Here is a 24,389-nt window from a genome sequence, read left to right on the forward strand (position 1 = left end):
ATAACCATGAAAAAAATCGAAATCGACGACGAGTTATATCAGTATATAGCAAGTAATACGCAGAGTATTGGTGAAAGTGCATCGCAAATATTGCGCCGTTTGTTACAGCTGGATACGGAACTCCCAGAAAAGGCAGTAACAGAAACGCAAGAAGAGGCGCCTGAAGCCGCCCAACCAGAACAAAAAGAACATAAATGCGACAACGTATTTAATATTCTTAATAAAGAAGAGTTGGCAATGCAAAAAGGTGTGGTTGGCCGCTTTTTGTTTATTCTTTCTGCGCTGCATCGTACACATAAAGGCATTTTTAATCGTGTACTGGATATTAAAGGGCGCGACCGTATTTATTTTGCAACCAATAAAGAAGATTTAATTGCATCGGGTAGCAGTACTAACCCAAAAAATATTATGGATAGTGGCTATTGGGTTATGACGAACTCAAACACGACACGTAAAAAAATGATGGTTCACGAAGTTGCCATATCATTAGGCTACAGTGAAGAAGAAGCCGAAAAGCTACGCGATTACTTATAAATATATTGAAGGTGAATCATGGCAAACCATGAAAGAGCAGGGCAGCGCGCCGTACAATCTGATTTAGTCAACATTCCTAAACTGATGTCAGCTTATTATTTGTATGAACCAGATATTGAGCAAAACCCAGAGCAAGCTGTTGCGTTTGGTACATCAGGGCACCGTGGGTGTTCGTTAGACACAAAATTCAACGAGTCTCATATATTGGCAATCACGCAAGCGATTTGTGATTACCGTAAACAAAACAATATATTTGGCCCACTGTTTTTAGGCAAAGATACGCATGCGTTATCAGAAGCTGCGTTTAACTCTGCTATTGAAGTATTAGTTGCGAACGAAGTGCAGGTTGTAACGCAAGAAAATGATGATTTCACACCGACACCTGTAATTAGTCATGCGATTGTCACGCACAATAAAACGCACAGTGCTGAACTTGCGGATGGTATCGTGATTACACCTTCACACAACCCGCCACAAGATGGTGGTTTTAAGTACAACCCGCCAAATGGTGGTCCTGCTGATACCGACATTACAAAATGGATTGAAAATAGAGCAAACCAATTGTTAATTGAAGACTTGGTTGAAGTTGAGCTATTTCCATTTGTAAAAGCAAAGCGTTCGGGCTTTATTCAATACCAAGACTTAATGACACCGTATATTGACGATTTAGCTAACATTATTGATATGCAAGCGATCAGCAAAGCAGGCATTAAAATTGGCGTTGATCCACTCGGTGGTTCTGGTATTAATTTCTGGCCACTCATTGCTGAAAAATACAATCTTGATATTACTGTGGTTAACGAGCAAATTGACCCACAGTTTTCGTTTATGTCGTTAGATAAAGACGGCAAAATTCGTATGGATTGTTCATCACCACACGCAATGGCAAGCTTAATTGCCATGAAAGATAAGTTTGATATTGCGGTAGGTAACGACCCTGATTATGACCGTCATGGCATTGTCACGCCCGATGGTTTAATGAACCCGAACCATTATTTAGCTGTTGCGATTGATTACCTAATAAGTCATCGCCCAGATTGGCCGGCCAACGCCAAAGTAGGTAAAACTTTGGTATCCAGTGGCATGATTGACAAAGTCGTCGCCAAGCACGGTCGTGAAGTATTTGAAGTGCCTGTTGGCTTTAAATGGTTCGTTGATGGTTTACTAGAATCAAGTTTACTGTTTGGCGGTGAAGAAAGTGCAGGAGCCGCATTTTTACGACGCGACGGTAGCGTTTGGGAAACCGATAAAGACGGCTTTATTTTAGCTTTACTAGCCGCTGAAATTTTAGCTGTAACTGGTAAAACACCTAGTCAGCATTATAAAGCACTTACTGACGAATTCGGTGCACCACTTTATAAGCGCTTAGATGCCCCTGCAAATACGGCGCAAAAAGCCAAACTATCAAAACTATCGGCGGAAGACGTTAGTGCAAATACCTTAGCAGGTGATGAAATTACCGCAAAGCTAACGCACGCACCGGGCAACGGCGCGGCAATTGGTGGCTTAAAGGTAACAACGGCTAATGGCTGGTTTGCAGCCCGCCCTTCAGGTACCGAAGATATCTATAAAATTTATCTTGAATCATTTGTCTCTGAGGCACATTTAAACGAGCTTGAAACTGAAGCCATCGCTTTAGTTAATTCAGTTATTTCATAACATTATTAGAAGTTTTAAAAGGCGGTTTACCGCCTTTTTTATTATGTAAAGAACAAAGATGAGTATTATGACAACAACAAATCTAGCAACTTCAGGCGATTTTTTATCAATTAGCCGTAATCATGAATGGCATTTAGACCCTTTTGAGTTCACTTTAGAGAACGGCACTCATGTTAGTGTTAAAGATACCGGCGTAATCGAGTTTACTCCTCCTCGCTATGGCAAAAAGGACATTGTCTTATCGTCAGCTGTGCACGGCAATGAAACTGCGCCAATCGAAATTTGCGATGAGCTAATCCAAAACATTATCAAGGGTAAATTAACCCTAGCGCATCGTGTGCTGTTTATTTTTGGTAACCCTGCATCTATTAATATTGCGAAGCGTTTTGTTGAAGAAAACCTCAATCGTTTGTTTTGTGGCGCACACAAAGCAGGTGAGCAGAATAATGAAAAAATACGTGCGGCAAAACTCGAAAACTACGTAAGTGATTTCTTTAATAAAGAGGCCGGTGAAGACAGAAAACGTATCCATTACGACTTACACACAGCCATTCGTGATTCTAAGAATGAAAAATTCGCGGTATACCCATTTTTACACGGTAAACCATGGAAAAAAGAAGAATTAAGCTTTTTATTAAGCTGTGGTGTAAATACTGTAATGATGATGAAGTCTGCTGCAACCACATTCAGCTATTTTTCTAGCAGTACCTTTGGTGCCGATGCGTTTACTATCGAACTAGGTAAAGTAAGGCCGTTTGGCGAAAACGATATGTCACGCTTTGAAAAGGCAAAGCAGAGCTTAACGCAGCTGATCTCTCAACATGAGATGCAATATCCCGCGTTTAACTTTGATGACTTTGAATTATTCGATGTATACCGCACCATTAATCGTACAGAGCAAAACTTTAGTTTTCCGTTTAGCGACAGCGCTGCAAACTTTACAGGCTTTGCCAAAGGAGCGCTATTGGCAACCGACGGCAATACCGAATATTTTGCCGATGTTGATGGCGAAGCAATTATTTTCCCTAACGCAAAGGTGGCACTTGGCCAACGCGCATTATTGACAGTTATCCCGCTACAAAATAAAACAGATTTTGTATAAATATCTTGCCACACCTTTTCGGATATTCAGCTAAAATTAGTTGAATATCCGTTTACGTTAACGTAAAGTCGAGCTAACTTTAATTTAATATCAGTCCAATTTATGGGTGATATGTACTAATCATACCAGTCATTTGCATAAATTAGTTGTTTAATGGTTATTGTTAGTTGAATTGATGCATTTATTTCAAATAACCTAGCTGTTATGCGTATCTCAACGTGTTGCTAATTATGTTGCTAAATTGGATATTTACTCATTTTTAAAGCGCTACATCATTAGAGGTAAGCTATGACGAACCCGCAAAATGTGTCGTTAAATGCGTCAACGGAACTCGAGTTTATCGATCCATCCGCATTAGACATACCTACTGTTAGTTTATTAGATGAAAATGGTCATTTAGTAAAAGGCGCAGTAGATCCAAACATTGATAAAGACACTGCACTAAAAATTTACAAAACCATGCGATTCATCCGTGCGTTAGATGAACGTATGCAAGCAGCCCAACGGCAAGGTCGCGTTTCGTTCTATATGCAATGTTTAGGTGAAGAAGGCGCAGTTACGGCCAGTGCCGCAGCGCTAAAAGACAGCGATATGATTATGGCGCAGTATCGCGAGCAAGCAGCATTGCGTTATCGCGGTTTTAGCTTAGAGCAGTTTATGAACCAAATGTTCTCTAATGAGAAAGATTTGGGTAAAGGTCGTCAAATGCCAATTCACTATGGTTCAAAAGAATTGCACTACATGACGATTTCATCCCCTCTTGGAACGCAAATTCCACAAGCAACAGGCTATGCATATTCACAAAAAATTCCACACATTAATGCGCAATCGGGCGAGCTTGATTCTGAAATTGATAACATCACGTTATGCTATTTTGGTGAAGGTGCTGCATCTGAAGGTGACTTTCACGCGGGCTTGAACATGGCTGCAGTGTTAAAAGCGCCGGTTATCTTTTTTGCGCGTAACAACGGTTATGCAATTTCGACACCGGCAGACGAGCAATTTGCCGGCGACGGTATTGCCAGCCGCGGTGTTGGTTATGGCATCAAAACAATACGTGTTGATGGTGCAGATGCGCTTGCAGTTTACGCTGCGACGCAAAAAGCACGTCAATACAGTGTAGAAACGGGTGAGCCAGTATTAATTGAATCGATTGCATATCGCTTAGGTGCGCACTCGACGTCGGATGACCCAACGGGCTATCGTTCAAAAGAAGAAGAAAGCACCAATACGAAATGCCCAATTCAACGCTTTAAAGGCTACTTATTAAGCAAAGGTTGGTTAGACGAAGCGCAAGATAACGCAGAAGATGAAAGCTTGCGAGAAGCAATTTTAGACGCTGTAAAAGTAGCTGAAAAAGTGGCTAAGCCACCGATTGAAGATTTAGTTACAGATGTGTACGACACACCAATTCCATTACTTGAAAAACAACTCGAAGCATTAAAAGAGCATGTAAAAGCGCATCCAGACGCTTACCCGACAACCGCAGGGAGAATCAAATAATGGCACAAATGAATATGTTACAAGCGATTAATTCTGCGCTTGATATTTCAATGTCGGAACATCCACTTGCCTGTATTTTTGGTGAAGATGTGGGTTACTTTGGTGGTGTATTCCGTGCTACCAGTGGCTTACAAGAAAAATACGGTAAACACCGTGTGTTTAACACGCCGCTTACAGAGCAAGGTATTTTAGGTTTCGCTAACGGTTTGGCGGCAGCAGGTGCACCTGCCATCGCAGAAATCCAATTTGCTGACTATATTTTTCCAGCGTTTGACCAAATCGTAAACGAGTCTGCTAAGTTCCGTTACCGCAGTGGTAATGAATTTAATGTGGGTAAGCTAACTATTCGTACACCATACGGTGGCGGTATCGCCGGTGGTTTATACCACTCTCAATCGCCAGAAGCGTATTTTGCTCATACACCTGGTTTAAAATTGGTTGTGCCACGCAACGCTTACCAAGCAAAAGGTTTGTTACGCGCATGTATTAAAGACGATAACCCAGTTATTTTCTTTGAGCCTAAGCGTTTATATCGCGCCTCTATCGGCGATGTGCCAGAAGATGATTTTATTATCCCAATTGGTAAAGCGGAAGTGGTTTCTGAAGGTTCAGACATCACGCTGCTTGCATGGGGCGCACAAATGGAAATCATTGAAAAAGCAGCTGAAATGGCGAAGCAAGATGGCATTAGCTGTGAAGTGATTGATTTACGCAGTATTCAACCTTGGGATGTTGAAACGGTTGCAAAGTCAGTAACTAAAACTGGTCGCTTAATCATCAGCCACGAAGCACCTATTACGTGCGGTTTTGGTGCCGAAATTGCTGCAACAATCCAGCAAGAGTGTTTCTTACATTTAGAGTCGCCAATTAGTCGCGTATGTGGTTTAGATACACCGTATCCGCTTGCACTGGAAAAAGAATACATTCCTGATGCATTAAAAGTGTTATCAGCAATTAAGCAGTCAGTGCAGTTTTAAGGAGTGGTTATGAGTCAAGATTTTATTTTACCAGACATTGGTGAAGGCATTGTTGAATGCGAAGTAGTCGAATGGCTTATTAGCGAAGGCGATACGGTAGCTGAAGATCAGCCTATTTGTGATGTAATGACCGATAAAGCATTGGTACAAATACCTGCAGTGCATAATGGTGTGATCACTAAGCTGTATTATCAAAAAGGTGAAATAGCAAAAGTGCATGCGCCGCTTTTTGCGATGGATGTTGATGGTGCAGCGGTTACGAGTGCACCTCAAGAAGTAGCGCCAGAAACCAGCACTGAGCAGCCAGTGGTAAGCGATGCGCCACAAGGCACCGCACTTGAAGATTTTATTTTACCGGATATCGGCGAAGGTATCGTCGAGTGTGAAATTGTTGATTGGTTAGTTGCTGAAGGCGATGAAATCAAAGAAGACCAAGCGGTTTGTGATGTAATGACAGATAAAGCGCTGGTACAAATTCCTGCTAAACACACGGGCCGAGTAACCAAGCTTTACCATCAAAAAGGTGAGATTGCCAAAGTACACGCTCCGCTTTTCCAAATGCAGGTTGCCAGTGCACAAGTTATCAATATTCAAGAAAAAGTGGTGAACGCTCAGCAAAATGCCTCAGCTAAACAGCTTGAAGCGACACCATCACAAGCTATTGCGAGCGGCAAAGCCGTTGCTAGCCCAGCAGTACGCCGTTTAGCGCGAGAGCATAACATTGATATTGCGAAGGTGGATGGCTCTGGTAAAAATGGCCGTGTTTATAAAGAAGATATTAAACGTTTCTTAAATGACGACAGTACAGCGTCTAAGCGCACTGACGACACATCAGCGCCAGTAGTAGCAACACAAACGCAAGCAACGCGCGTTGAGCCAATTCGTGGTATGCAAGCTGCGATGGCGAAACAAATGATGGAGTCGGTATCGACCATTCCACATTTCACATTGAGCGATGAGATTGATTTAACAGAACTTATTAGCTTGCGTAAAAGTCTTAAAGAACAGTATGCAAAGCAGGGCGTTAAGCTCACCATGATGCCGTTCTTTATTAAGGCATTGTCTCTAGCGTTAAAAGAGTTCCCTGTGATCAATTCGCAAGTTAATGCGGATTGCACAGAGCTTACATACTTTAATGATCACAACATAGGTATGGCGGTTGACTCAAAACTTGGCCTGTTAGTACCAAATATCAAATCATGCCAAGCTAAAAATATGGTGGACATTGCCAATGAAGTATCTCGCTTAACAGAGCAAGCGCGAGAAGGCCGTGTAACGCCTGCAGATTTAAAAGGCGGCACAATTTCAATTTCAAATATTGGTGCAATTGGTGGCACAACAGCAACACCAATTATCAATAAGCCAGAAGTTGCGATTGTGGCGCTCGGTAAACTACAACATTTACCGCGCTTTAATGAAAAAGGTGAGGTTGAATCACGTGCAATTATGCAAATATCGTGGTCAGGCGATCACCGCATTATTGATGGTGCAACGATGGCACGATTCAATAACTTGTGGAAACACTATTTGGAAACGCCAAGTGCCATGTTAATGGCAATGAGCTAATAGAAAAAAGGGGTCACATGACCCCTTTTTTAATTTACTAAAAAAAGAAGATTAAGTAGCCGATAGCTAAACTAGGTATGGAGGTATACAAGGTTGCTATGAGCGCCGCTTTTGGTGCAAGTGCAATCGCCGGGAAAAGGGCATCACCATCATTTGAAATGGCATTCGCCATAAGTGCCGAAAAGGGTACTAATCCTTGCATATAAAGTGAGGTGACAAGAATTTGTGGCCCGCACCCTGGTAGTAAACCAATTAAGCAGGCAATAAGCGGCAGTAACACGGCGTAGTTTTGAAAAAGAGCTGCTATATTCACATCAGACCACAGCACGAATAATTCATAGCCAATAAACGCAGCCACCACCCAACTGGTAATAAAGTGTGTATCTTGCAGTACCTTTGTCGTTAAATTTTCTTTACTGCAGTCGTCTTCAGCGGTGACATCTTGATAACTTTTACCAGGAGATGAGCACGCCCACAATAGCGCCACGATAAAACAACAGGCCGCAGCGATATAACCTAAGCCTTGGTTAATATTTTCATCAAAGTCATATTGAAATGCGACAAGCAGAGCGGCAAGTGTCATCGGTAACGCGACAATACGCCAAAATTGAAGGCTAATAAAACCAATAGGCTTAGGCAACCTTTGGCACTGTAATTGTTGATGTGATGGTGTATTTGGCGCAAGAAAATCAGCTGGGTGCAGCAAATTCACGAGCCAACCAAACAGTGTTGCAACTGTAAAACTAGTGGTTAACACCAACAGTGCTGTTTTTGGCTCTGCCGCGATAAGTAAGAATGCAGCATCGCCCATAGTGGCAATGAGCACTGCTACCAAGGAGCCAAAACTGGCTTGTTTTTTAGTGTATTGTGTTACTACTATTATTGCGCCGCCGCAGCCTGGTAGTGCACCGAGCAAAGCGGCAAACGGAATTTCAAGCTTTGGTGCAACCCGTGCAATATAACTCAACTCGAGTTTAGGAAATCGATTTACCAATAAGTAATAGCCATAAAGCGTTACTGCAACAAACATAGTTACTTGTAAAAATGCATCGGCGAGTGCGCCGAGCACCACAGCGCGGGTAGACTCATTAAAAATAAGGCAGAGCAATGCTATTGGTAAAAACAAGCGTTTATAAGCGAGAGATCTTTTAATTGTGTGTTTTGGTAGCGCGAATTGTGAGAGGGAAAACAACATATAGTGTACCTAATCGAATATTAGCTTCACTATAGTACTAACGGTAATGCGAATCAATCACATTACCGTTTAATTTAATCAATCGTAGTGATTATTTTTTTCGCTGGAACTCTGATTGACTGTACCACTTAGGCCAAGCCGTGCTGTCAGCAATATCTAAACCAACTTGATAAAACAGCTGTAAGTCCTCAACAGCACCTGAAAGGTCCCAGCCTTTACGGTATTGATCGCATGGTTGGTGATAGCATCCACGTAAAATCAGCCCCATACGTTTGCGATAACGGGCTGTTTCGTCGTCAATCGCTTCGGTGCCACCGCCTGAATACATCGCTGGAATGCCCATTTGTGCAAATGCAAAGTGATCAGAACGATAATAGCCACCAGCAGCAGGGCGCGGATCGCCTGATAGTGTACGACTTTGCTTTGCAGCAGCACGTGCTAAGTACTCATCCATTTCTGATTTACCAGCGCCAACTACGCTCATGTCTTTTACACGACCTAGCAGGTTCAAACTATCCATATTAATATTGGCAACAGATTTATTTGCGTCGATAACTGGGTTTGCTGCGTAATACTTGGCCCCCAACAAGCCTTGCTCTTCAGCTGTTACCGCTAAGAATGTGACTGAACGAGCAGGTTTCTTAGGTAGCATTGCAAATGCTTCTGCGATTTCAATCATACCCGCTGTACCGGTTGCGTTATCATGCGCACCGTTATAAATGTTGTCGCCTTTTTTACTTGGATCTTTGCCGAGGTGATCCCAATGCGCTGAGTATATAATGTGTTCGTCAGGTGTTTCAGCACCTGGCAATGTAGCAATAAAATTACGCGAAACTGACTTTTTAATTTCGCTTTTAACCGTTACAGACGCCGTTAGATCACCCATATCAATTGAGTAGCCACCTTTCGCGGCTTTTGCTTTCTCTTTAGCAAAATCAAGTCCGGCTTTCGTAAACAGTTCATTGGCAACATCAAGTGTGATCCAACCTTCAACTGCTACGCGATCCATATTCTTGTTTTCTTTTTGAAAACCAAATTGCGGGCCTGACCATGAGTTTTCAACCACCGACCATGGATACGATGCAGGGGCAGTTTCATGAACTATAATTGCGCCAGCAGCACCTTGGCGTGATGCTTCTTCGTATTTATACGTCCAACGGCCGTAATAGGTCATTGCATTACCGGTGAAGAGTGACTCGTCTTGCGTAGCAAAACCAGGGTCGTTAACCAGCATTACGACGGTTTTTCCTTTTACGTCTAATCCTTCGTAATCGTTCCAGTTATATTCAGGCGCGTTAATACCATACCCGACAAATACCAGCTCTGAATTTTCGATGGCTTCAAGCTCGCTCATGCGACTCGTACCCATTACCATATCTTTTTTGTATTGATATGTTTTGCCATCAATGGTTAGCGACATATCAGGTGATGCTTCGATTGATACAAGTGGTACCTCTTGATAAAAGCTACCTTTGTTGCCACCTACAAAGCCTAATGCTTTAAAATGTTTTTCTAAATAGGCAAGAGTGAGCTCTTCACCTTTAGTGGATGGCGCACGACCTTCAAACTCATCTGATGCAATTGTTTTTATATGTTGTCCGAGTTGTTCGGCATTAATGCTGTTATAAGCAGCATCGAGCGCGTGTTGATCATTGGTAGTTGCACAGCCACTTAACAATAAAGAGACGGCAATACCGATTGGCGTAAGTTTTTTCATAATTCAACCTGTGTCACAAATTTAGGCGATTATAAAAACTAGTTTAGTGTTGTGCTAGTAAATGCGTTAAAGTACGCGTTTTAGTTTTTACTTTTTAAATCACCAGAATGAAATTTGAAGCCCCAGCACATTGGACGACTGATTTTTTACATCATGGGATCTTTGACGATTTAAACGCCTTATTTAATTTAACGCAATTTTCCAACTGGCCAACACTTGATTGGCTAAACTCCTTAGCTATAAACATAACAAACCGAAATAACCAGCAAATTTCATTTGTTGCCAATGACGATGTTGACTGGCAACACGGTTATTACGAAGAAATCATTTTTGATAAGGGAGAGATCCCAACGCGTTTGGAGAACTGGCACGATTTGTTTGGTGCCTTTATTTGGTTACTCTTTCCAAAGACAAAGGCATTGCTTAATCAATTACATATTGAGCAAATAAATAAACATGGTAAAACCGAGCGCTCAAAAAAGCGCAATGCTATCACATTATTGGATGAATGCGGCGTGTTAGTCGTATGTGACCAAGCACAGGCAGATTTATTGAAAAATCACTTATGGGTCGAAGGTTTTTATAATCAGCGTGAACAGTGGCACAGTACGATTTATCCGTTTATGTTTGGCCATGCAAATTACGAAATGGCAACACGCCCTTACCTTGGATTAACCGGAAAAGCCCTGTATATCACCGTTGAACATCAATTAATGCCAAAATGCCTGAAAGATAGGTATGCTTGGCTAGACAGTTATCTTGAAAATCTTATTGAAAACGAAGACATTCTTTGCGATAACAGCAGTTTGTTTCCATTACCGTTACTTGGCGTACCAAATTGGTACGAGCAAAACAAAGAAAAAGCATTTTACGAAAATACCGATTATTTTCGTCCTAAACGAAGGAAGTTGAAATGATAGAAGTGTCGGCGCTGAAAAAGCGTTTTAAGCTTACTAAAGATCACAAAGTAAAAAACCAAGAAAAAAAGGATCCTAGAGAAGACAAAGATTACTTTCACTCAGTTCGTGATGTGTCGTTTACCTGTAACAAGGGTGAAGTACTGGGTTTATTAGGACCAAATGGAGCCGGTAAAACTACGACATTACGCATGCTTTCAACTGCATTGGGCCCTGATGCTGGAAAAATTGAAATTAACGGCATAGATGTTGTTAAAAAGCCACTTGAAGCACGTAAAAAGATTGGCTTTTTATCAGGTTCTACCGGACTTTACGGGCGTTTAACGGCGAAGGAAAACATCGAGTATTTTGCACGGCTTCATGGCATGAATAAGCAAGCGGTAAAAACGCGTTGTGAAGAGTTATTTGAAATGCTTGATATGCATAGCTTTTTAGATAAGCGAGCGGAGCATTTATCAACCGGCATGAAGCAAAAAACCAATATTGCCCGTGCAGTAGTGCATAACCCCGAAGTGATTGTGCTTGATGAGCCAACAACGGGCCTTGATATTATGACAACGCAAACTGTTATTAGCTTTATTCAAAGTATTAAAGCGCAGGGCACACCGGTTATCTTCTCAACTCACCATTTAGATGAAGTTGAGCTTTTATGTGAACGCGTAAGTGTTATTGATAAAGGCATTACCTGTTTTGATGGTACGATTGATGAATTTAAAGCACGTGGCCAAAGCGATGTATTAAACAATGCGTTTTTAACGATTTTGAAGGAGCAACAAAGTGTTTGAGGTATTTTTAAAAGAGTTAAAAGAACTGCTGCGCGATAGAAAAACCCTTATTTTTGTCGTTGCCTTACCGGTTGCAATTTTTCCGGTGATTTTTGCGCTGATGGGCTTTCTAATGAGTAAAGCAGCCTTAGAGGCTGAGCAAAAGGTTCATAATTACGCAATTATAAACGCTGAGTACGCACCTGAATTTAAAGACAAATTGTTTTTTCATAAAAACTTTAAGCTAGTAGAAGGTGACTTCAAAACCGTTGAAGAATTAAAACAAGCGGTGAAAGACGAAGTAATTGATGTCGGTATTGTTATTCCTTCAGATGCGCGCGACGCGTTGGAAAATGGTAGCAGTAATGAATGGCAAATTGTATTTAACGATGCGTCATCACTGAGTTTTATTTTTACCCGCATTAAAGAAATGGCGGAAGAGTTTTCGCAAACATTACAAAGTGAGCAATTTAACAAGCTCGGTATTGCGAAAGAGCATCAAGAATCACTATTGAACCCTGTTGTATTAGAAAAAGTAGATACCGCCGATTTACGTGAAAACTTAGGTGAAAAACTCGGCGCGTTAATTCCATATTTATTGATCCCGTTAGTGCTTGCTGGTGCAAGTTATCCAGCCATTGATTTAGGCGCGGGTGAAAAAGAACGCGGTACATTAGAAACTCTACTGCTTACACCAATTCCACGTACCGAACTGGTATTGGGCAAGTTCTTTACAGTACTTTTTACCTCACTTGCCACGGCATTAATAACCGTTGCCAGTATGGGAGTCTGGATGAAGTTGGCAAGTAGCTTCTTTGACGTTGAAAAAATAACTGATGCATTTTCAATGCTAGGTTTTATGGACTTTGCCTTGATCTTATTACTGCTAATTCCACTTGCGTGCGTATTTTCATCACTCGTGCTTGCGATTTCAATCTATGCACGTTCGTTTAAAGAAGCGCAAAACTATATGGGACCATTATCAATGCTGGCGTTTTTACCGCTGATTGTTGCCATGATGCCAAATATGGAACTCAGCATGAGTACAGCTATGGTGCCAATTACCAATGTTGCATTAGCAATTAAAGAAATTATTAAAGGCACAGTAGATTATAGCTATGTTGGTATGATTTTTATTGCTACTGCTGTTTTAGCTGGTGTATTAATGGCTGCATGCGTACATTGGTTTAAAAAAGAAGAAGTGTTATTTAGATAACAATTGGTTAGATAACAATTTTAAAAAATGGAATTGTAAAACGCCCAACACAGGTTGGGCGTTTTTGTTTAGAGCAAGTCTGTGCGTTTAACTAGCTCGACACGGCGGTTAGATAAACGCCCGTTTTCTGATGCATTGCTTTCTTTAGGTGAAAACTCACCGACACCAATTGCAACTAAACGCGATTTCTCAATACCTAAATCACTTAACTTAGTTTGAATAGCCAAGGCGCGCTTTTTCGATAATGTTTGATTGTACTGAGCATTACCACTGTCATCCGTATGACCGACTAAATAGAAGTTTTGATTAGGCACAGATTTTAGGTAAGTTGCCAGCTTTTCGATGCTTTTACCCGAAGATTCGGTTAACTCATCACTGTCAAACTTAAATTGAATATTGGGGATTTGATACTTTCCTTGTTTGTCGATAAGCGAATCGATATACGCCTTGTCGACAGATACCGTTGAATCATTATTGCGTTTTTCCACAACCTGCACATTTAGATTGCGCGCTTTATCGTAACCCGTTGCATAAATGGTGACATAAAGGTCGTCTTTAATGGCAAAAGAGCGAAACTCTTGTGTCTCATCAAATCCAAATGGAGCAGAAATACCTAAGGCGTTAGCCATACTCGCGATACTGCCACATGCCGATGCAGAACATTGACTTAATAGTGTAAAACCACTTTTTTCAAGCGCTGCTTGATATTGCTCTACAACATCCACTTCGCTCAACGCAAGTGGAATACTATAGCTAGTTGAGCTCAGTGAACCTTTGACATCTTTACCTTGATAGCCAGTTTGTTCAAACCCAACCAATACGGTTTTTTTAACGTACTTTTTGTAATCTTGATGGGTTATCGAAGACCCTTCAATATTCGACATAAATTGCGCTAGTTGATTGGTTTTAGCATTTAAAGCGAATGATGCAGAAATTGCTATTGTGGCACAAATAGCAAGGGGGTTGATTTTCATAACACGTCCTATGTTGTTCTGAATTTATAAAGTTACTAAATTACAAAGCGTTGCAAAATGTAAAATAATATGTTCCCATAAAAAAGATTTAAGTAAAACCTCTAATTTCTGAAAAATGCTTCAAGGATTGAAACTATGCTGCGTAGCCTACTTACGACCATTGTATTCGTATTATTCTCTTTGTGTAATTCTCTACATGCGAAATCAATTAAGTTAACTTATCAAGTGCTTCATGATGATTCGCCCTATGGTAACAGTGAGTTATGGATTAGTGCCGAAGCCACACGATTTGATCTAAATATTGAAGCACAACACGACATGACAGAAGTCGTATTGTTTAACGAAAGAACATCATCGCTATATAAACACGATTCTAAACAGCATTATGTTTTGGACGATAAAAGTTATAAAAATCGTGTTAAAAAGCAAATGAATTGGAAAAAGTCGGATGACGAATTTCACCAATTACTTTTACAAATGGAAAAACAATCTGGGTACCCACGTTTTTTAGATTTTGAAAAACAAGGCAACGTCTTTGTCGCTGAAAATGAGGGTGAGCAACTTTACATTGTAACGCCAGTTTTAGGTAACCAGTATTCATTAACAACTGATGAGTTAAAACTAATAAAACACGCAGTTGTAGAACGTAAAAAAATGGCGCTCGCAAAAATGGGCTTAATTGATTTTTTACCACTCGATATTTTGTATATGTTGAGTGAAAAACCTCAAATGATGTTTTCAAAATATACAAACAAAATGTATGCGTTAACATTTAAACTAAAATCTGTTGAGCGCATGAATAACACGCTTTTTTTAGAGAACCTACCAAAAAACTATCAAATGTCTAAACGTTAATATCAGAGATTAAAATGGATTTTTACATTATTGGTAAAGAGCATGATCTTGCGAGCAAGGTCTTTAAATGTGCTTGCTTAATTGACGTTAAAGTGCGCTTTGTAATGCCAGGCGACAGTATTATAAAAATTTATAATACACTCAATGCTGTTTGCTTCGTCGAGTCTGATTGTTTATCAGACGAATTAACTCGTCAATTTGATAAAACTTCGATTGTGGTGCTATCAAAACGGATTAGCTTAGAGCAGGAATGTGTGTATATGCGAGAAGGATATCGCGGAATTATAGATACCACACGATCGCCACAGCAAATTATCGATCAACTACAACTTTTGTTAAGCAATGTGGAGCTGATTTATAGTAGGGCAGCATTGTCTACGATTGCGTTGGAATATTTGCAAAATCGCGTGCTTGAATTTAAACCTATTAGTGCGCTTACTCGCAAAGAAAATCAAATAGTTACTTACATTCAAAGTGGTCTTCAGAACAAGGAAATAGCGAAAGAGTTAGCGATTTCTCCGGCAACTGTAAAAACACATGTGCAACGTATTTTGAAGAAAACGGGCGCAAAAAACAGAACGCAAATCATAAGTAAAACTGCGTATTTTTAAGTACGCCAAACGGAGTAGTTTTTTACCCTTATTTAATTTTGTAACAAAATCTAATCCTCCATTTGGTGAATAGAGCATTCTCTCTAAAGCACGTATCATTTTGTTGCGTTTATTCTATTTAAGGAGAAAATTGTGAAAAAACGTCAACTTGGTCAAGGTATGACCGAATACATTATTATTGTTGCTTTAATTGCGGTTGCAGCGATTGGTGTGTATAGCTTTTTTGGTAAAACAGTACGTAACCAGGTTTCAGCACTTGCAACAGAAGTTGGTGGTACTGATTCGTCAACTCAAATTCAAGCTGCTAAAACGGCTGCAGAAGACGGAGCTAAGGTAGCGGATAAGAATTACAACCTTGGTAACTACAACGAAGCTGCTAATAAGTCATCAAACTAAGCTAAACCATATTTAGTTGAGGTGGGTTATGAAACGGTACCAACATGGTCAAGGAATGACTGAATACATCATTATTGTTGCGTTAATAGCGGTAGCGGCAATTGGTGTTTACAGTTTTTTCGGGAAAACGGTCCGCAACCAAGCTGCTGCGATTTCAACTGAAATATCGGGTGTCGATTCAAGCAATCAAATCCAAGCAGCGAAAGACGCCGCAGATGACGCGAGCAACACAGCTAATAAGAACTACAACCTTGGAAACTACAATGAAGGCGCAAATAAAGCGTCAGGTGGTGGCGGTAGTGGTTCTGGTGGCGTCGATTAGGGATTGTTAGTTAAATAGTTCTAGGGAGTTTCGCTTCCTAGAACTACATATGGAGATGAAAATGAAAAAGCAGCGTGGTCAATCGTTGGTTGTAGGGCTCATGTTTCTGCCAATTATTGTTCTGTTCATACTTTATTTGTATAACGTTTCTCAACAAAACCTTCATAAAACGAGACTACAGAACACTGCAGACGCAGCGGTCTTAAGTAGTTCTCAATATTTAGTGAGGGAATTAAATTTTAAGGCGTACACCAATCGCGCAATGATCGCCAACCATGTTGCAGTGGGACAATATGTCGGTGTAGCGTCATGGTTCAACTTCCTTGTCGAAACAATTGATAACATTGAGAATGTAGCTAAATATATTCCCTACGTTGGGCCTGTTTTTTCTCAGGCTGAAGCGTGGGTAGATAATATTAATGAAGTGGCTGTTCAGCCAGGAATGGAAATTGCTGTTAGAGCGACTGATTTGGTGAATAACGCCCTTTCTATGTCGCAAGATATTATGGCTTACGCCTCGTCAGCGACCATGATTGAATCACTTAATGACGTGATCAAAGTTAATGATAACCACGCATCTCTTGATGCGATTGCTGCTCCTACCTTAGCCAATACACTTTTTAATGATTGGCGTGGGTTTCAAGGAGATTTCAACCGCCAAGATAATTCAGGCAGGTATAACGATTTCTATAAAGTTATATTAAATTCTCGAGACCCATTTATGAAAAACCGCTCACATGAGTGGCCATTCCCTTTTACGATAGACATTATTAGTTTCTGCTTTTTAGGTATGAGTATGAATTACTGGACCAAACAGGCAGGCGGTACAGATCTTGTTAACAATGGTAGATATGACCCAGAAACGTGGACATCAATGGACACATTAAGTTGGCATAAAGAATGGTTTAAAAAAAGTTTATTCAGCTCAGGTTGTCGTCGCAGCGAATTAGAAATCGGCTGGGGGGCAGCACATGCTGGCGAGGATAAAGATACAGGTCAGTTTAGAAGCCGCCAATATTATGGGCGCTCGCGTATGATAAATCGCGATGCATCAAATCGAGCAAGGTACAACGAATCGGAGTTCAATAATGCATACGGTGGCATTTATGATTTCTATTCGATAAAAAAAATTAACAAATCAAATGATGCGCCACCAGTAACAATTGTTGTGTCGAAATCAATCAATGATATTCAATCTTCAAAATCGCTAAATATAGGCACTATTAACGAGGCGACGACTAAAGAAGTAGACATCAATATTGAAGAACACTTACAAGTGCCGAGAAATCAACAATCATCAGCGTCAAAAGCTCGGATTTATTATTATCGAGCGAACGACCTGTGGAAAAACAATAAATTTGAATACGGTAATCTATATAACCCTTACTGGCAAAATACCTTATCCGATATCGATAATAATCAGCGTAGAGATCTTCTTCTCTTGTTAGCTTCCTTTAACTTAGCAGGTGCCTAAATGTTTATTTCACGTAATAAAGGACAGTCGCTTGTCGAGCTATCAGTATTGTTGGCATTTGTTATTGCTCCGTTAATGCTAATTTTACCCTATTTTTCAAAGCTCATTGAAGCGAGACATTACAACGATATGGCCGCCCGTTATGTTGCGTTTGAAAAAACCGTATGGTTAGAAAAAGGACCTGAGAACTACGCAAATAGTGGATACGGTAGACTGGCAGTAAAGCAAACAACAGATATATCAAAAGAGGTGCCCGATAGGGTATTTGGTAAAATAGAAAAAGCGATTAACTCTAGCTTGCCGTCATCACTGGTTTGGAATGCAAAAGAACATGGTTATGCAACATTCCAATTTAATCAATCGAAACGTAATGATGCTCAGAGTCTATTCGCAGCTTTTAATCCTAATGCAGAGCAAAGCAAACAACAGTTTTTCAAGGTTGAGTCAGGAAACGGAAAAGCGCCGGGTAAAATTTCAAGTATCACCAATGGTTCTTTAAACCTGCTTGAATTGGGGGGTACGGACTTCAATGATAAAAGCTTTTATACGGGTCGCTCGTCAATACAAATCGCGAGTCATTTATTACTAGAGGATGAGCGCTATCGGAACCAGCCGTCGAATATCAGTGGTCGTGAAACCAAGCGGCGTAGCGAATTTGAGTTTGTAATGAATAGCTCACTGTCACTTTTAGCCGATGGTTGGAATGTCGGCGGACCAAAACACAATTATAACCAAGTACGTGGTCTTGTGCCGTCGTCATTCTTAGATGGTGACATCTTAAACAAGGCCCGTAATTTATTGTCAAAATCAGGTATTCCAATTGTTAAAAAGCTAGGTCCCAGTGACTTGAAATTTGGACATATAGCCATCGAAGAGCTTCCTAAGGAAAGGTATCGAAATGAATAAGTACAACGTTTTTTTTGTTCTATTCACTCTTGTTTTTTGTAATCAAATTTATGCTTTTACGCTTGATTTTCCGAACGATGCGTCAGTAAAAGTAGTTGGTCACGACCTTTTTATCGATAGTAAACAAGTCTCTATTTGGCAAGTAGAGAGTAAAATGAGCCGTGAAGAGCATGCTCAGTTTTATGCTGAGCAATGGAAGCGAAACGGTAACAACTTTGGCGTTACTGCACTAAAAACCGAAACTGTGGTAAGTAAACTTTATGATAACGCACTCTATACTGCACAAGTTATTCAACACTTTCCTCACTCAATCGCTGTAGTCTCGGTATCAAAAGAACCGTCAAACTCATTAAAACGAATAGTTAGAAAAATTGAAGACTTACCGAGCCCAAGCGGAAGCGAGATTTTAAATAACATTAAAGCAAAAGACGGCGCAAAATATTCAAACACCTTGGTATTAAAGAATAACCGTACGATTTCGAAAAATATGAATTTTTATCAAACGTTTATTCAAAAGAAAGGGTTTTCGGTCGAGAAAGCACAAGTGCATCCAAAGCGTACAATGGGCGTTTTACTCGCTCGTAAAGGGCCTAACGAATTTAATGTAACCTTTGAAAGAAAAAATAACCAAACCTTTGTTACCGCAATTAAAGTTGACACGGATATATAGATGAAAAGGACACAAAAAGGACAATCGGCAGTCGAGTTTTTCGTTGTTACCGGCGCGCTCGTAGCTGCGTTACTCACGCCAATACCAAGTAATGAGTTGGGCGGTTTTTTACAAGAGCATCAAGGTAAAAATGCGATTGAAATCTTAACGATAAAAATTAAAGAAAGTTACGCTGCGTATAGTTATGCAAAAAGCATAACACCAATCCCTACAAACATAACAAACAACTAAGGAAGAGGTTTTAGTTACATGAAGTCTATAAAGTTTTTGGATAGAAACTGGATACTGTTATTCGTTTCACTGTTGTTAGGTGGCATTGCCGCTTGGGCAGTGGGAAACTATCTAAAAGTAAAAGAGGGGGAGATCAAACAACAGTATGCACGTACCGACATTGTAAAGGTACCTGTAGTAGTGGCGGTTTCACCTTTGTCACGTGGTGATGTAATAACCCCTGAGTCAGTTGTTGTACGTGAAATCCCAAGTGACTATGTGCCAGATGACGCAGTGCACCCAAATGACTTCGGTCAAATTGCGAACAAAATTATGCTGAATGACGTACAACCAGGAAAACCTATTTTACGTTCTTACGTACCAAAAACGGGCCAGCAGCAATTCTCTGACATCCTTCAAGACGGGCGCCGCGCAGTAACGATAAATATTAATGAAAATAACTCTAATGCAAACATGTTAAAACCTGGTGATTTCATCGATTTGTATTTATCTCAAAGCCAAGACGAAAAAAGCCTTCATTTAATATTAGAGCGTGTGACAGTGTTGGCGACAGGGCGTCAGAGCATTTCCGAGAAAGACAAGATCAAGCAAAGCATTTTTGGCGAAAGCGAAGATTACTCTACAGTGACGTTGGATCTGTCAGTTAAAGACGCAGGCCGAGTATCTTTGGCACAAGAATATGGAAACTTTGTGGCATTACTTAGAAATCGTACTGATGAACTTAAAGTTACAAATCGCCTTGTAAAAGAGGCGGATGTTTTTTTACATAATGAAAGAGAGCATCACGTTGAATACATTATTGGTGGCAGCGGTGGTATCGCTGAAGGCGTAAATAGCCAAAATAAAATTAAAGAAAATTTAAGTACATTGAAATCATTCGCAAATAATGTGAATAACAAGTTTTAGGGATAAAAATGAGAAGTTTATTTTATTTAGCGATGTGTGTCGTAGCGCTTTTTCCTAGTTATTTGCTGGCAAGTATTAAACTTGATATGCATGTGGGTGCCATAGAGGTTTTGCCGGTTTCTAAAGTTACGCGAGTAGTGGTTGGTAAAGGTGGCATCGTTAGTGCAAAAGTATTAGATGACAACCGCTTACTGCTTATTGCAGAAGAGTTTGGACAGACTGAAATTCAAATTTGGGATGAGGCAAACAATACTAAAAAGATTTATGTCAACGTAGATTCGGTCAATATGGAGCAACTTGTCGAGCAAGTACGAGTGCTAGTTGCAGGATTACCTGGTGTAAGCGCCAAACAAGTTGGCTCACTAGTCGTTTTAGAGGGTGAGGTGAGTAGCGAAACAATGAAACAAGCGCTTAAATTGTCTCAGGTTATTCCAAACTTAACTTCAATGCTGAGTTTATCTCCTCAATCAGTTGATCTTAAACACATGATCCGCATGGATGTGCAAATTGTTGAAATGCGTAACAACACATTAAAAAATGTTGGTGTAAAGTGGGACAATTCTATGGCAGGCCCTGCTTATGGTGGAGTAAAGAACTTTGTGCATAACGATTTATTTGCAACATATACACAAAGTGACATTGGCGACAAAATTGTTGAGTCTATCGGTGATGTTGCAATCGGAGGCAACGGTTATGCGTCATTTGGAATTGTGACAGGACTTGCATCGCAAATTCAATTGTTAGACGAGCAGGGCGACTCTCGTACGTTGGCAAGACCAACGTTAAGCACTCGAAGCGGCGAAAAGGCAAAGTTTTTAGCGGGTGGTGAAGTTCCTATCCCAATTACTGATTCTAATGGTGGGCTTAATGTCGAATATAAAGAGTATGGCGTTAAATTAGAAATTGAGCCGACATCAGATGAAAGCGGCAACATCGTGTCTTATGTAAAAGCGGAAGTTAGTGCTATCGACCCATCGGTTACGGTTGCCGGTTATCCAGGTTTTCAAACCCGTGAAACCGAATCAGTTGTGAATGTAAGAAATGGTGAAACACTTGTAATTTCGGGGCTTGTGAATAGTGATATGTCGAAATCTGTTAATAAGGTGCCATTATTAGGCGACATTCCAATTTTAGGAGAGCTCTTTAAATCTCGCGACTTTATCGACAAGAAAAGTGAGCTTGTGATACTAGTTACACCAAAAATAGTGCCAATTGAGGACGAATCTCATAAAAACCGCTTAAAACGTGCTAAAGAGTTGATCGGTGACGCTGAAAAGCTCGAAATGTTTAATATCTTGGATTAATTATTATGTTTGAGATAAGTATAAAAACAGCTAAGGGCACAGATGTAGGCACCGTTCGTTGTAGTGAACCATCTTGTTTAATCGGTAAAGACAAGCATCACCACATTAAACTACATGGTTTTAAAGTGTCAAAAGAACACGCTAAGTTATATTACCGTCCCGAGGGTATTTTTTTAGAAGACAGAGCTAGTCGTACAGGTACATTTGTTAATAGCCAAAAAATTGAGTCTGCAGGACCTTTATCTGAGTCTGATAGAATCGAAATTGGTGGTTATCATATTTACGTAAAAGCTGAAAACAAACACTCTACAAATTCGAGCCAATCGTTTAATACAAGCGCGTCAACAAATAGACCTTTAGGCCCAGACCTCGAAACTGACATTTCAGTTCCGAGCAAGCCAATGCCTGAAACTAAAATAGAAGGTCATGATTTGGCTCAAGGTGACAACGACGAGACGCGACAAAAAATTAGAGAGCGTAACGAATGGCGTAGACGTGTTCACAAGGAACTGATCAATCAAATTGATTTAAGACGAGTCAATGTATCTGAAATGTCCGATGAAGAATTGCGCTCTCAAAGTGGAAATTTAATCTCAAACATAATTAAAGGATTAAATGTACCTCCGCATATAGATGGACAAGAGCTCGCTAAAGAGGTTTTGGATGAATCTGTTGGTTTAGGTCCTTTGGAAGCACTTGTCAACGACAAAAATGTGTCTGAAATTATGGTAAACGCTTATGATGAGATCTTTTATGAACGCTCTGGAAAGCTTTTTCTTTCAGATATTAGCTTTACCGACCAACAGGCTGTGCTTAGTGCAATTGAACGAATAGTGACTCCAATTGGGCGTCGTATCGATGAAGGGCAGCCAATGGTTGATGCGCGCTTAAAAGATGGTTCTCGAGTTAATGCAATAATTCCGCCATTAGCATTAAAGGGACCCTGTATCACAATTCGTAAGTTCATGGAAAAAAAGTTAGAGATAGAAGACCTCATTAACTTTGGTTCAATGAATGAAAATATGGCTAACTTCTTAAAAACTACTGTTTTAAATAAGCGAAATGTCGTTATTTCGGGTGGAACAGGTTCGGGTAAAACAACATTACTGAATGTGTTATCAAACTTTATTCCAGATGATGAACGCATTATTACTGTTGAAGATGCGGCTGAATTAAAACTTTACCAACCAAACTTAGTGTCACTTGAAGCAAGGCCACCTAACCAAGAAGGCAAAGGTGCTGTTGAAATTCGAGATTTAGTTAAAAACTGTTTACGTATGCGCCCGGACAGAATTGTAGTAGGCGAGTGTCGTGGCGGTGAAGCGTTAGATATGCTGCAAGCAATGAATACGGGTCATGATGGTTCTTTAACTACCGCTCACGCAAACACTCCGCGAGACTGTATTTCCCGTCTTGAAGTCATGGTTATGATGGCGGGAATGGATTTACCAATAATGGCGATACGCGAACAAATTGGCTCAGCAGTAAATATGATTGTTCAACAATCACGTTTTAGTGATGGCTCGAGGCGTGTTACGTCAATTACAGAAGTTACCGGCGTAGAGGGTAACACCTTGCAATTGTCTGAAATTTTCAAATTTAAGCAAACAGGGTATGACCAGAACGGGAAGGTCGTTGGGCACTATATGGCAACAGGTATGGTGCCTGAGTTTTATGAAAATCTCCGAGATCGTGGTATTGATGTAGATCTAAGTATCTTCAAACCTGAGGTGCCAAATGTCTAGTGTCTTATTGATGGTAATAGTTGGTATATCCGTTGCTATTTTAGTGTTCGGAGGCTCTTTTATTTCACAAGAGTTAGCGCAAAAATACCATGAAACCTTCAAATACAATGCGAAGCGTAACCTTTCTGACATGTTTCTATTTATTGAACCAGGAAAGCTTTTTGTTGGAAACATTGTCTTAATGGTTGTTACTTTTATTGTCGTGTGGGCTTATACAGGCGCATGGTTTGTAGCATTAATTGCGGTTATTGGCATGGCTATTTTACCGCCGTATTTGTACAAGTATTTACAAAAACGACGTCGTAAAAAGTTTATTCAACAATTGCCTGATGGATTGAATATGATCTGCGCATCAATGCGCTCAGGTTCAAGTTTAATTAACGCCATAGAGGCTATGGTGCAGGAAGCTGAAGCGCCAATTTCTCAAGAGTTTTCACTCTTTTTAAGAGAGCAGCGGTTGGGGGTAGATTTTATGGAAGCCCTGGACAACATGGTCGAAAGAATGCCTGAACAAGACTTTAAACTCGTCGTTTCGGGTATGCAAATTTCGAAAGAAATCGGTGGCAATTTGGCCGAAACGCTCGAACGTCTAGGCGAGACTCTTAGAAAGAAAATTGAGATGGAAGGTAAAATTGACAGTTTAACTGCGCAAGGTCGAATTCAGGGAATTGTGATGACGTGTTTACCTATTTTTCTAGGATACGTGCTGTATCACATGGAGCCAGTTCATATGTCACGCTTATTTACAGAACCGATGGGATGGATTGTCATTGCGGGGTCATCAGTCATGTTGTACATCGGATATTTCTTTATTCAGAAAATAGTTAACATAGATGTTTAGAAGG

General features: G+C 40.4%; 24 protein-coding genes. 21 read left to right on the forward strand and 3 right to left on the reverse strand.

Annotated elements, in window-relative coordinates; genetic code table 11:
* Positions 1–6 precede the first annotated feature (6 nt).
* From seqA to PSPO_RS06960, 6 genes are all read left to right on the forward strand, one after another.
* A complete protein-coding gene (seqA, locus tag PSPO_RS06935; RefSeq protein WP_010560161.1) occupies positions 7–534 on the forward strand; it encodes a replication initiation negative regulator SeqA in 528 nt (175 codons plus the stop codon).
* An 18-nt stretch (positions 535–552) separates the two neighbouring features.
* Entirely contained in the window at positions 553–2,193 is a 1,641-nt protein-coding gene (pgm, locus tag PSPO_RS06940; RefSeq protein WP_010560160.1) for a phosphoglucomutase (alpha-D-glucose-1,6-bisphosphate-dependent), read from the forward strand.
* A gap of 58 nt (positions 2,194–2,251) precedes the next feature.
* A complete protein-coding gene (astE, locus tag PSPO_RS06945) occupies positions 2,252–3,295 on the forward strand; it encodes a succinylglutamate desuccinylase (RefSeq protein ID WP_010560159.1) in 1,044 nt (347 codons plus the stop codon).
* 288 nt (positions 3,296–3,583) lie between these two features.
* Positions 3,584–4,798: a thiamine pyrophosphate-dependent dehydrogenase E1 component subunit alpha gene (locus PSPO_RS06950; RefSeq protein WP_010560158.1), complete on the forward strand. Its 1,215-nt coding sequence runs from the start codon at positions 3,584–3,586 to the stop codon at positions 4,796–4,798.
* Positions 4,798–5,775 (forward strand): transketolase C-terminal domain-containing protein, encoded by a 978-nt coding sequence (locus PSPO_RS06955; RefSeq protein WP_010560157.1) that lies wholly within the window; start codon positions 4,798–4,800, stop codon positions 5,773–5,775. The genes PSPO_RS06950 and PSPO_RS06955 overlap by 1 nt, the downstream gene beginning before the upstream one ends.
* Positions 5,776–5,784: 9 nt before the next feature.
* Complete coding sequence (locus PSPO_RS06960) at positions 5,785–7,341, forward strand: dihydrolipoyllysine-residue acetyltransferase (protein ID WP_010560156.1); 1,557 nt, start codon at positions 5,785–5,787, stop codon at positions 7,339–7,341.
* Between the two features lie 37 nt (positions 7,342–7,378).
* Here the strand turns inward: PSPO_RS06960 and PSPO_RS06965 are convergent, their stop codons facing one another.
* On the reverse strand, positions 7,379–8,536 hold the full coding sequence (locus PSPO_RS06965) for a putative manganese transporter (protein ID WP_010560155.1): 1,158 nt from the start codon (positions 8,534–8,536) through the stop codon (positions 7,379–7,381).
* Positions 8,537–8,627: 91 nt separating this feature from the next.
* Positions 8,628–10,253, reverse strand: coding sequence for a M28 family metallopeptidase (locus tag PSPO_RS06970; RefSeq protein WP_010560154.1), 1,626 nt, complete (start codon positions 10,251–10,253; stop codon positions 8,628–8,630).
* 107 nt (positions 10,254–10,360) lie between these two features.
* Here PSPO_RS06970 and PSPO_RS06975 point away from each other — a divergent pair, with 107 nt between their 5' ends.
* Genes PSPO_RS06975 through PSPO_RS06985 form a run of 3 tightly spaced genes read left to right on the forward strand, consistent with a single transcriptional unit; the run spans position 10,361 to position 13,150 of the window.
* On the forward strand, positions 10,361–11,170 hold the full coding sequence (locus PSPO_RS06975; protein ID WP_010560153.1) for a DUF3025 domain-containing protein: 810 nt from the start codon (positions 10,361–10,363) through the stop codon (positions 11,168–11,170).
* Complete coding sequence (locus PSPO_RS06980) at positions 11,167–11,955, forward strand: ABC transporter ATP-binding protein (RefSeq protein WP_010560152.1); 789 nt, start codon at positions 11,167–11,169, stop codon at positions 11,953–11,955. Before PSPO_RS06975 ends, PSPO_RS06980 begins: the two co-directional genes overlap by 4 nt.
* Positions 11,948–13,150 carry an ABC transporter permease gene (locus PSPO_RS06985; protein WP_010560151.1) on the forward strand — a complete coding sequence of 401 codons (1,203 nt, stop codon included), beginning with the start codon at positions 11,948–11,950 and terminating at the stop codon, positions 13,148–13,150. Before PSPO_RS06980 ends, PSPO_RS06985 begins: the two co-directional genes overlap by 8 nt.
* Positions 13,151–13,218: 68 nt before the next feature.
* On the opposite strand, the gene PSPO_RS06990 is transcribed toward PSPO_RS06985, so the two are convergent.
* Positions 13,219–14,124, reverse strand: coding sequence for an OmpA family protein (locus tag PSPO_RS06990; protein WP_010560150.1), 906 nt, complete (start codon positions 14,122–14,124; stop codon positions 13,219–13,221).
* 135 nt (positions 14,125–14,259) lie between these two features.
* On the opposite strand from PSPO_RS06990, the gene PSPO_RS06995 reads away from it, so the two are divergent.
* The 12 genes from PSPO_RS06995 (at position 14,260) to PSPO_RS07050 (ending at position 24,385) form a co-directional block, all read left to right on the forward strand.
* Positions 14,260–14,979 carry a hypothetical protein gene (locus PSPO_RS06995; RefSeq protein ID WP_010560149.1) on the forward strand — a complete coding sequence of 240 codons (720 nt, stop codon included), beginning with the start codon at positions 14,260–14,262 and terminating at the stop codon, positions 14,977–14,979.
* Positions 14,980–14,993: 14 nt separating this feature from the next.
* Entirely contained in the window at positions 14,994–15,590 is a 597-nt protein-coding gene (locus tag PSPO_RS07000; protein WP_010560148.1) for a response regulator transcription factor, read from the forward strand.
* A gap of 132 nt (positions 15,591–15,722) precedes the next feature.
* On the forward strand, positions 15,723–15,986 hold the full coding sequence (locus PSPO_RS07005) for a Flp family type IVb pilin (RefSeq protein WP_010560147.1): 264 nt from the start codon (positions 15,723–15,725) through the stop codon (positions 15,984–15,986).
* 28 nt (positions 15,987–16,014) lie between these two features.
* A complete protein-coding gene (locus tag PSPO_RS07010; protein ID WP_010560146.1) occupies positions 16,015–16,308 on the forward strand; it encodes a Flp family type IVb pilin in 294 nt (97 codons plus the stop codon).
* A gap of 61 nt (positions 16,309–16,369) precedes the next feature.
* Complete coding sequence (locus PSPO_RS07015) at positions 16,370–17,782, forward strand: pilus assembly protein TadG-related protein (RefSeq protein WP_010560145.1); 1,413 nt, start codon at positions 16,370–16,372, stop codon at positions 17,780–17,782.
* Positions 17,783–18,688, forward strand: coding sequence for a hypothetical protein (locus tag PSPO_RS07020; RefSeq protein WP_010560144.1), 906 nt, complete (start codon positions 17,783–17,785; stop codon positions 18,686–18,688).
* Positions 18,681–19,358, forward strand: coding sequence for a hypothetical protein (locus PSPO_RS07025; RefSeq protein ID WP_010560143.1), 678 nt, complete (start codon positions 18,681–18,683; stop codon positions 19,356–19,358). Before PSPO_RS07020 ends, PSPO_RS07025 begins: the two co-directional genes overlap by 8 nt.
* The gene (locus PSPO_RS07030) at positions 19,359–19,589 is read left to right on the forward strand and encodes a hypothetical protein (protein WP_010560142.1); all 231 of its coding nucleotides are present in this window, start codon (positions 19,359–19,361) and stop codon (positions 19,587–19,589) included. It begins immediately after the preceding gene.
* A gap of 18 nt (positions 19,590–19,607) precedes the next feature.
* Positions 19,608–20,495: a Flp pilus assembly protein CpaB gene (cpaB, locus tag PSPO_RS07035; RefSeq protein WP_010560141.1), complete on the forward strand. Its 888-nt coding sequence runs from the start codon at positions 19,608–19,610 to the stop codon at positions 20,493–20,495.
* A gap of 8 nt (positions 20,496–20,503) precedes the next feature.
* Positions 20,504–21,799 carry a type II and III secretion system protein family protein gene (locus tag PSPO_RS07040; RefSeq protein ID WP_010560140.1) on the forward strand — a complete coding sequence of 432 codons (1,296 nt, stop codon included), beginning with the start codon at positions 20,504–20,506 and terminating at the stop codon, positions 21,797–21,799.
* 5 nt (positions 21,800–21,804) lie between these two features.
* On the forward strand, positions 21,805–23,544 hold the full coding sequence (locus PSPO_RS07045; protein WP_010560139.1) for a TadA family conjugal transfer-associated ATPase: 1,740 nt from the start codon (positions 21,805–21,807) through the stop codon (positions 23,542–23,544).
* Positions 23,537–24,385, forward strand: coding sequence for a type II secretion system F family protein (locus PSPO_RS07050; protein WP_010560138.1), 849 nt, complete (start codon positions 23,537–23,539; stop codon positions 24,383–24,385). The genes PSPO_RS07045 and PSPO_RS07050 overlap by 8 nt, the downstream gene beginning before the upstream one ends.
* The last annotated feature ends 4 nt before the right edge of the window (positions 24,386–24,389 follow it).

This window comes from Pseudoalteromonas spongiae UST010723-006, from assembly GCF_000238255.3.
GTDB lineage: Bacteria > Pseudomonadota > Gammaproteobacteria > Enterobacterales > Alteromonadaceae > Pseudoalteromonas > Pseudoalteromonas spongiae.

Excerpts from the sequence above, each read along its gene's own strand:
- seqA (WP_010560161.1), top strand. The coding sequence starts at position 7 with ATGAAAAAAATCGAAATCGACGACGAGTTATATCAGTATATAGCAAGT.
- pgm (WP_010560160.1), top strand. The coding sequence starts at position 553 with ATGGCAAACCATGAAAGAGCAGGGCAGCGCGCCGTACAATCTGATTTA.
- astE (WP_010560159.1), top strand. The coding sequence starts at position 2,252 with ATGAGTATTATGACAACAACAAATCTAGCAACTTCAGGCGATTTTTTA.
- PSPO_RS06950 (WP_010560158.1), top strand. The coding sequence starts at position 3,584 with ATGACGAACCCGCAAAATGTGTCGTTAAATGCGTCAACGGAACTCGAG.
- PSPO_RS06955 (WP_010560157.1), top strand. The coding sequence starts at position 4,798 with ATGGCACAAATGAATATGTTACAAGCGATTAATTCTGCGCTTGATATT.
- PSPO_RS06960 (WP_010560156.1), top strand. The coding sequence starts at position 5,785 with ATGAGTCAAGATTTTATTTTACCAGACATTGGTGAAGGCATTGTTGAA.
- PSPO_RS06965 (WP_010560155.1), bottom strand. The coding sequence starts at position 8,536 with ATGTTGTTTTCCCTCTCACAATTCGCGCTACCAAAACACACAATTAAA.
- PSPO_RS06970 (WP_010560154.1), bottom strand. The coding sequence starts at position 10,253 with ATGAAAAAACTTACGCCAATCGGTATTGCCGTCTCTTTATTGTTAAGT.
- PSPO_RS06975 (WP_010560153.1), top strand. The coding sequence starts at position 10,361 with ATGAAATTTGAAGCCCCAGCACATTGGACGACTGATTTTTTACATCAT.
- PSPO_RS06980 (WP_010560152.1), top strand. The coding sequence starts at position 11,167 with ATGATAGAAGTGTCGGCGCTGAAAAAGCGTTTTAAGCTTACTAAAGAT.
- PSPO_RS06990 (WP_010560150.1), bottom strand. The coding sequence starts at position 14,124 with ATGAAAATCAACCCCCTTGCTATTTGTGCCACAATAGCAATTTCTGCA.
- PSPO_RS06995 (WP_010560149.1), top strand. The coding sequence starts at position 14,260 with ATGCTGCGTAGCCTACTTACGACCATTGTATTCGTATTATTCTCTTTG.
- PSPO_RS07000 (WP_010560148.1), top strand. The coding sequence starts at position 14,994 with ATGGATTTTTACATTATTGGTAAAGAGCATGATCTTGCGAGCAAGGTC.
- PSPO_RS07010 (WP_010560146.1), top strand. The coding sequence starts at position 16,015 with ATGAAACGGTACCAACATGGTCAAGGAATGACTGAATACATCATTATT.
- PSPO_RS07015 (WP_010560145.1), top strand. The coding sequence starts at position 16,370 with ATGAAAAAGCAGCGTGGTCAATCGTTGGTTGTAGGGCTCATGTTTCTG.
- PSPO_RS07020 (WP_010560144.1), top strand. The coding sequence starts at position 17,783 with ATGTTTATTTCACGTAATAAAGGACAGTCGCTTGTCGAGCTATCAGTA.
- PSPO_RS07025 (WP_010560143.1), top strand. The coding sequence starts at position 18,681 with ATGAATAAGTACAACGTTTTTTTTGTTCTATTCACTCTTGTTTTTTGT.
- PSPO_RS07030 (WP_010560142.1), top strand. The coding sequence starts at position 19,359 with ATGAAAAGGACACAAAAAGGACAATCGGCAGTCGAGTTTTTCGTTGTT.
- cpaB (WP_010560141.1), top strand. The coding sequence starts at position 19,608 with ATGAAGTCTATAAAGTTTTTGGATAGAAACTGGATACTGTTATTCGTT.
- PSPO_RS07040 (WP_010560140.1), top strand. The coding sequence starts at position 20,504 with ATGAGAAGTTTATTTTATTTAGCGATGTGTGTCGTAGCGCTTTTTCCT.
- PSPO_RS07045 (WP_010560139.1), top strand. The coding sequence starts at position 21,805 with ATGTTTGAGATAAGTATAAAAACAGCTAAGGGCACAGATGTAGGCACC.
- PSPO_RS07050 (WP_010560138.1), top strand. The coding sequence starts at position 23,537 with ATGTCTAGTGTCTTATTGATGGTAATAGTTGGTATATCCGTTGCTATT.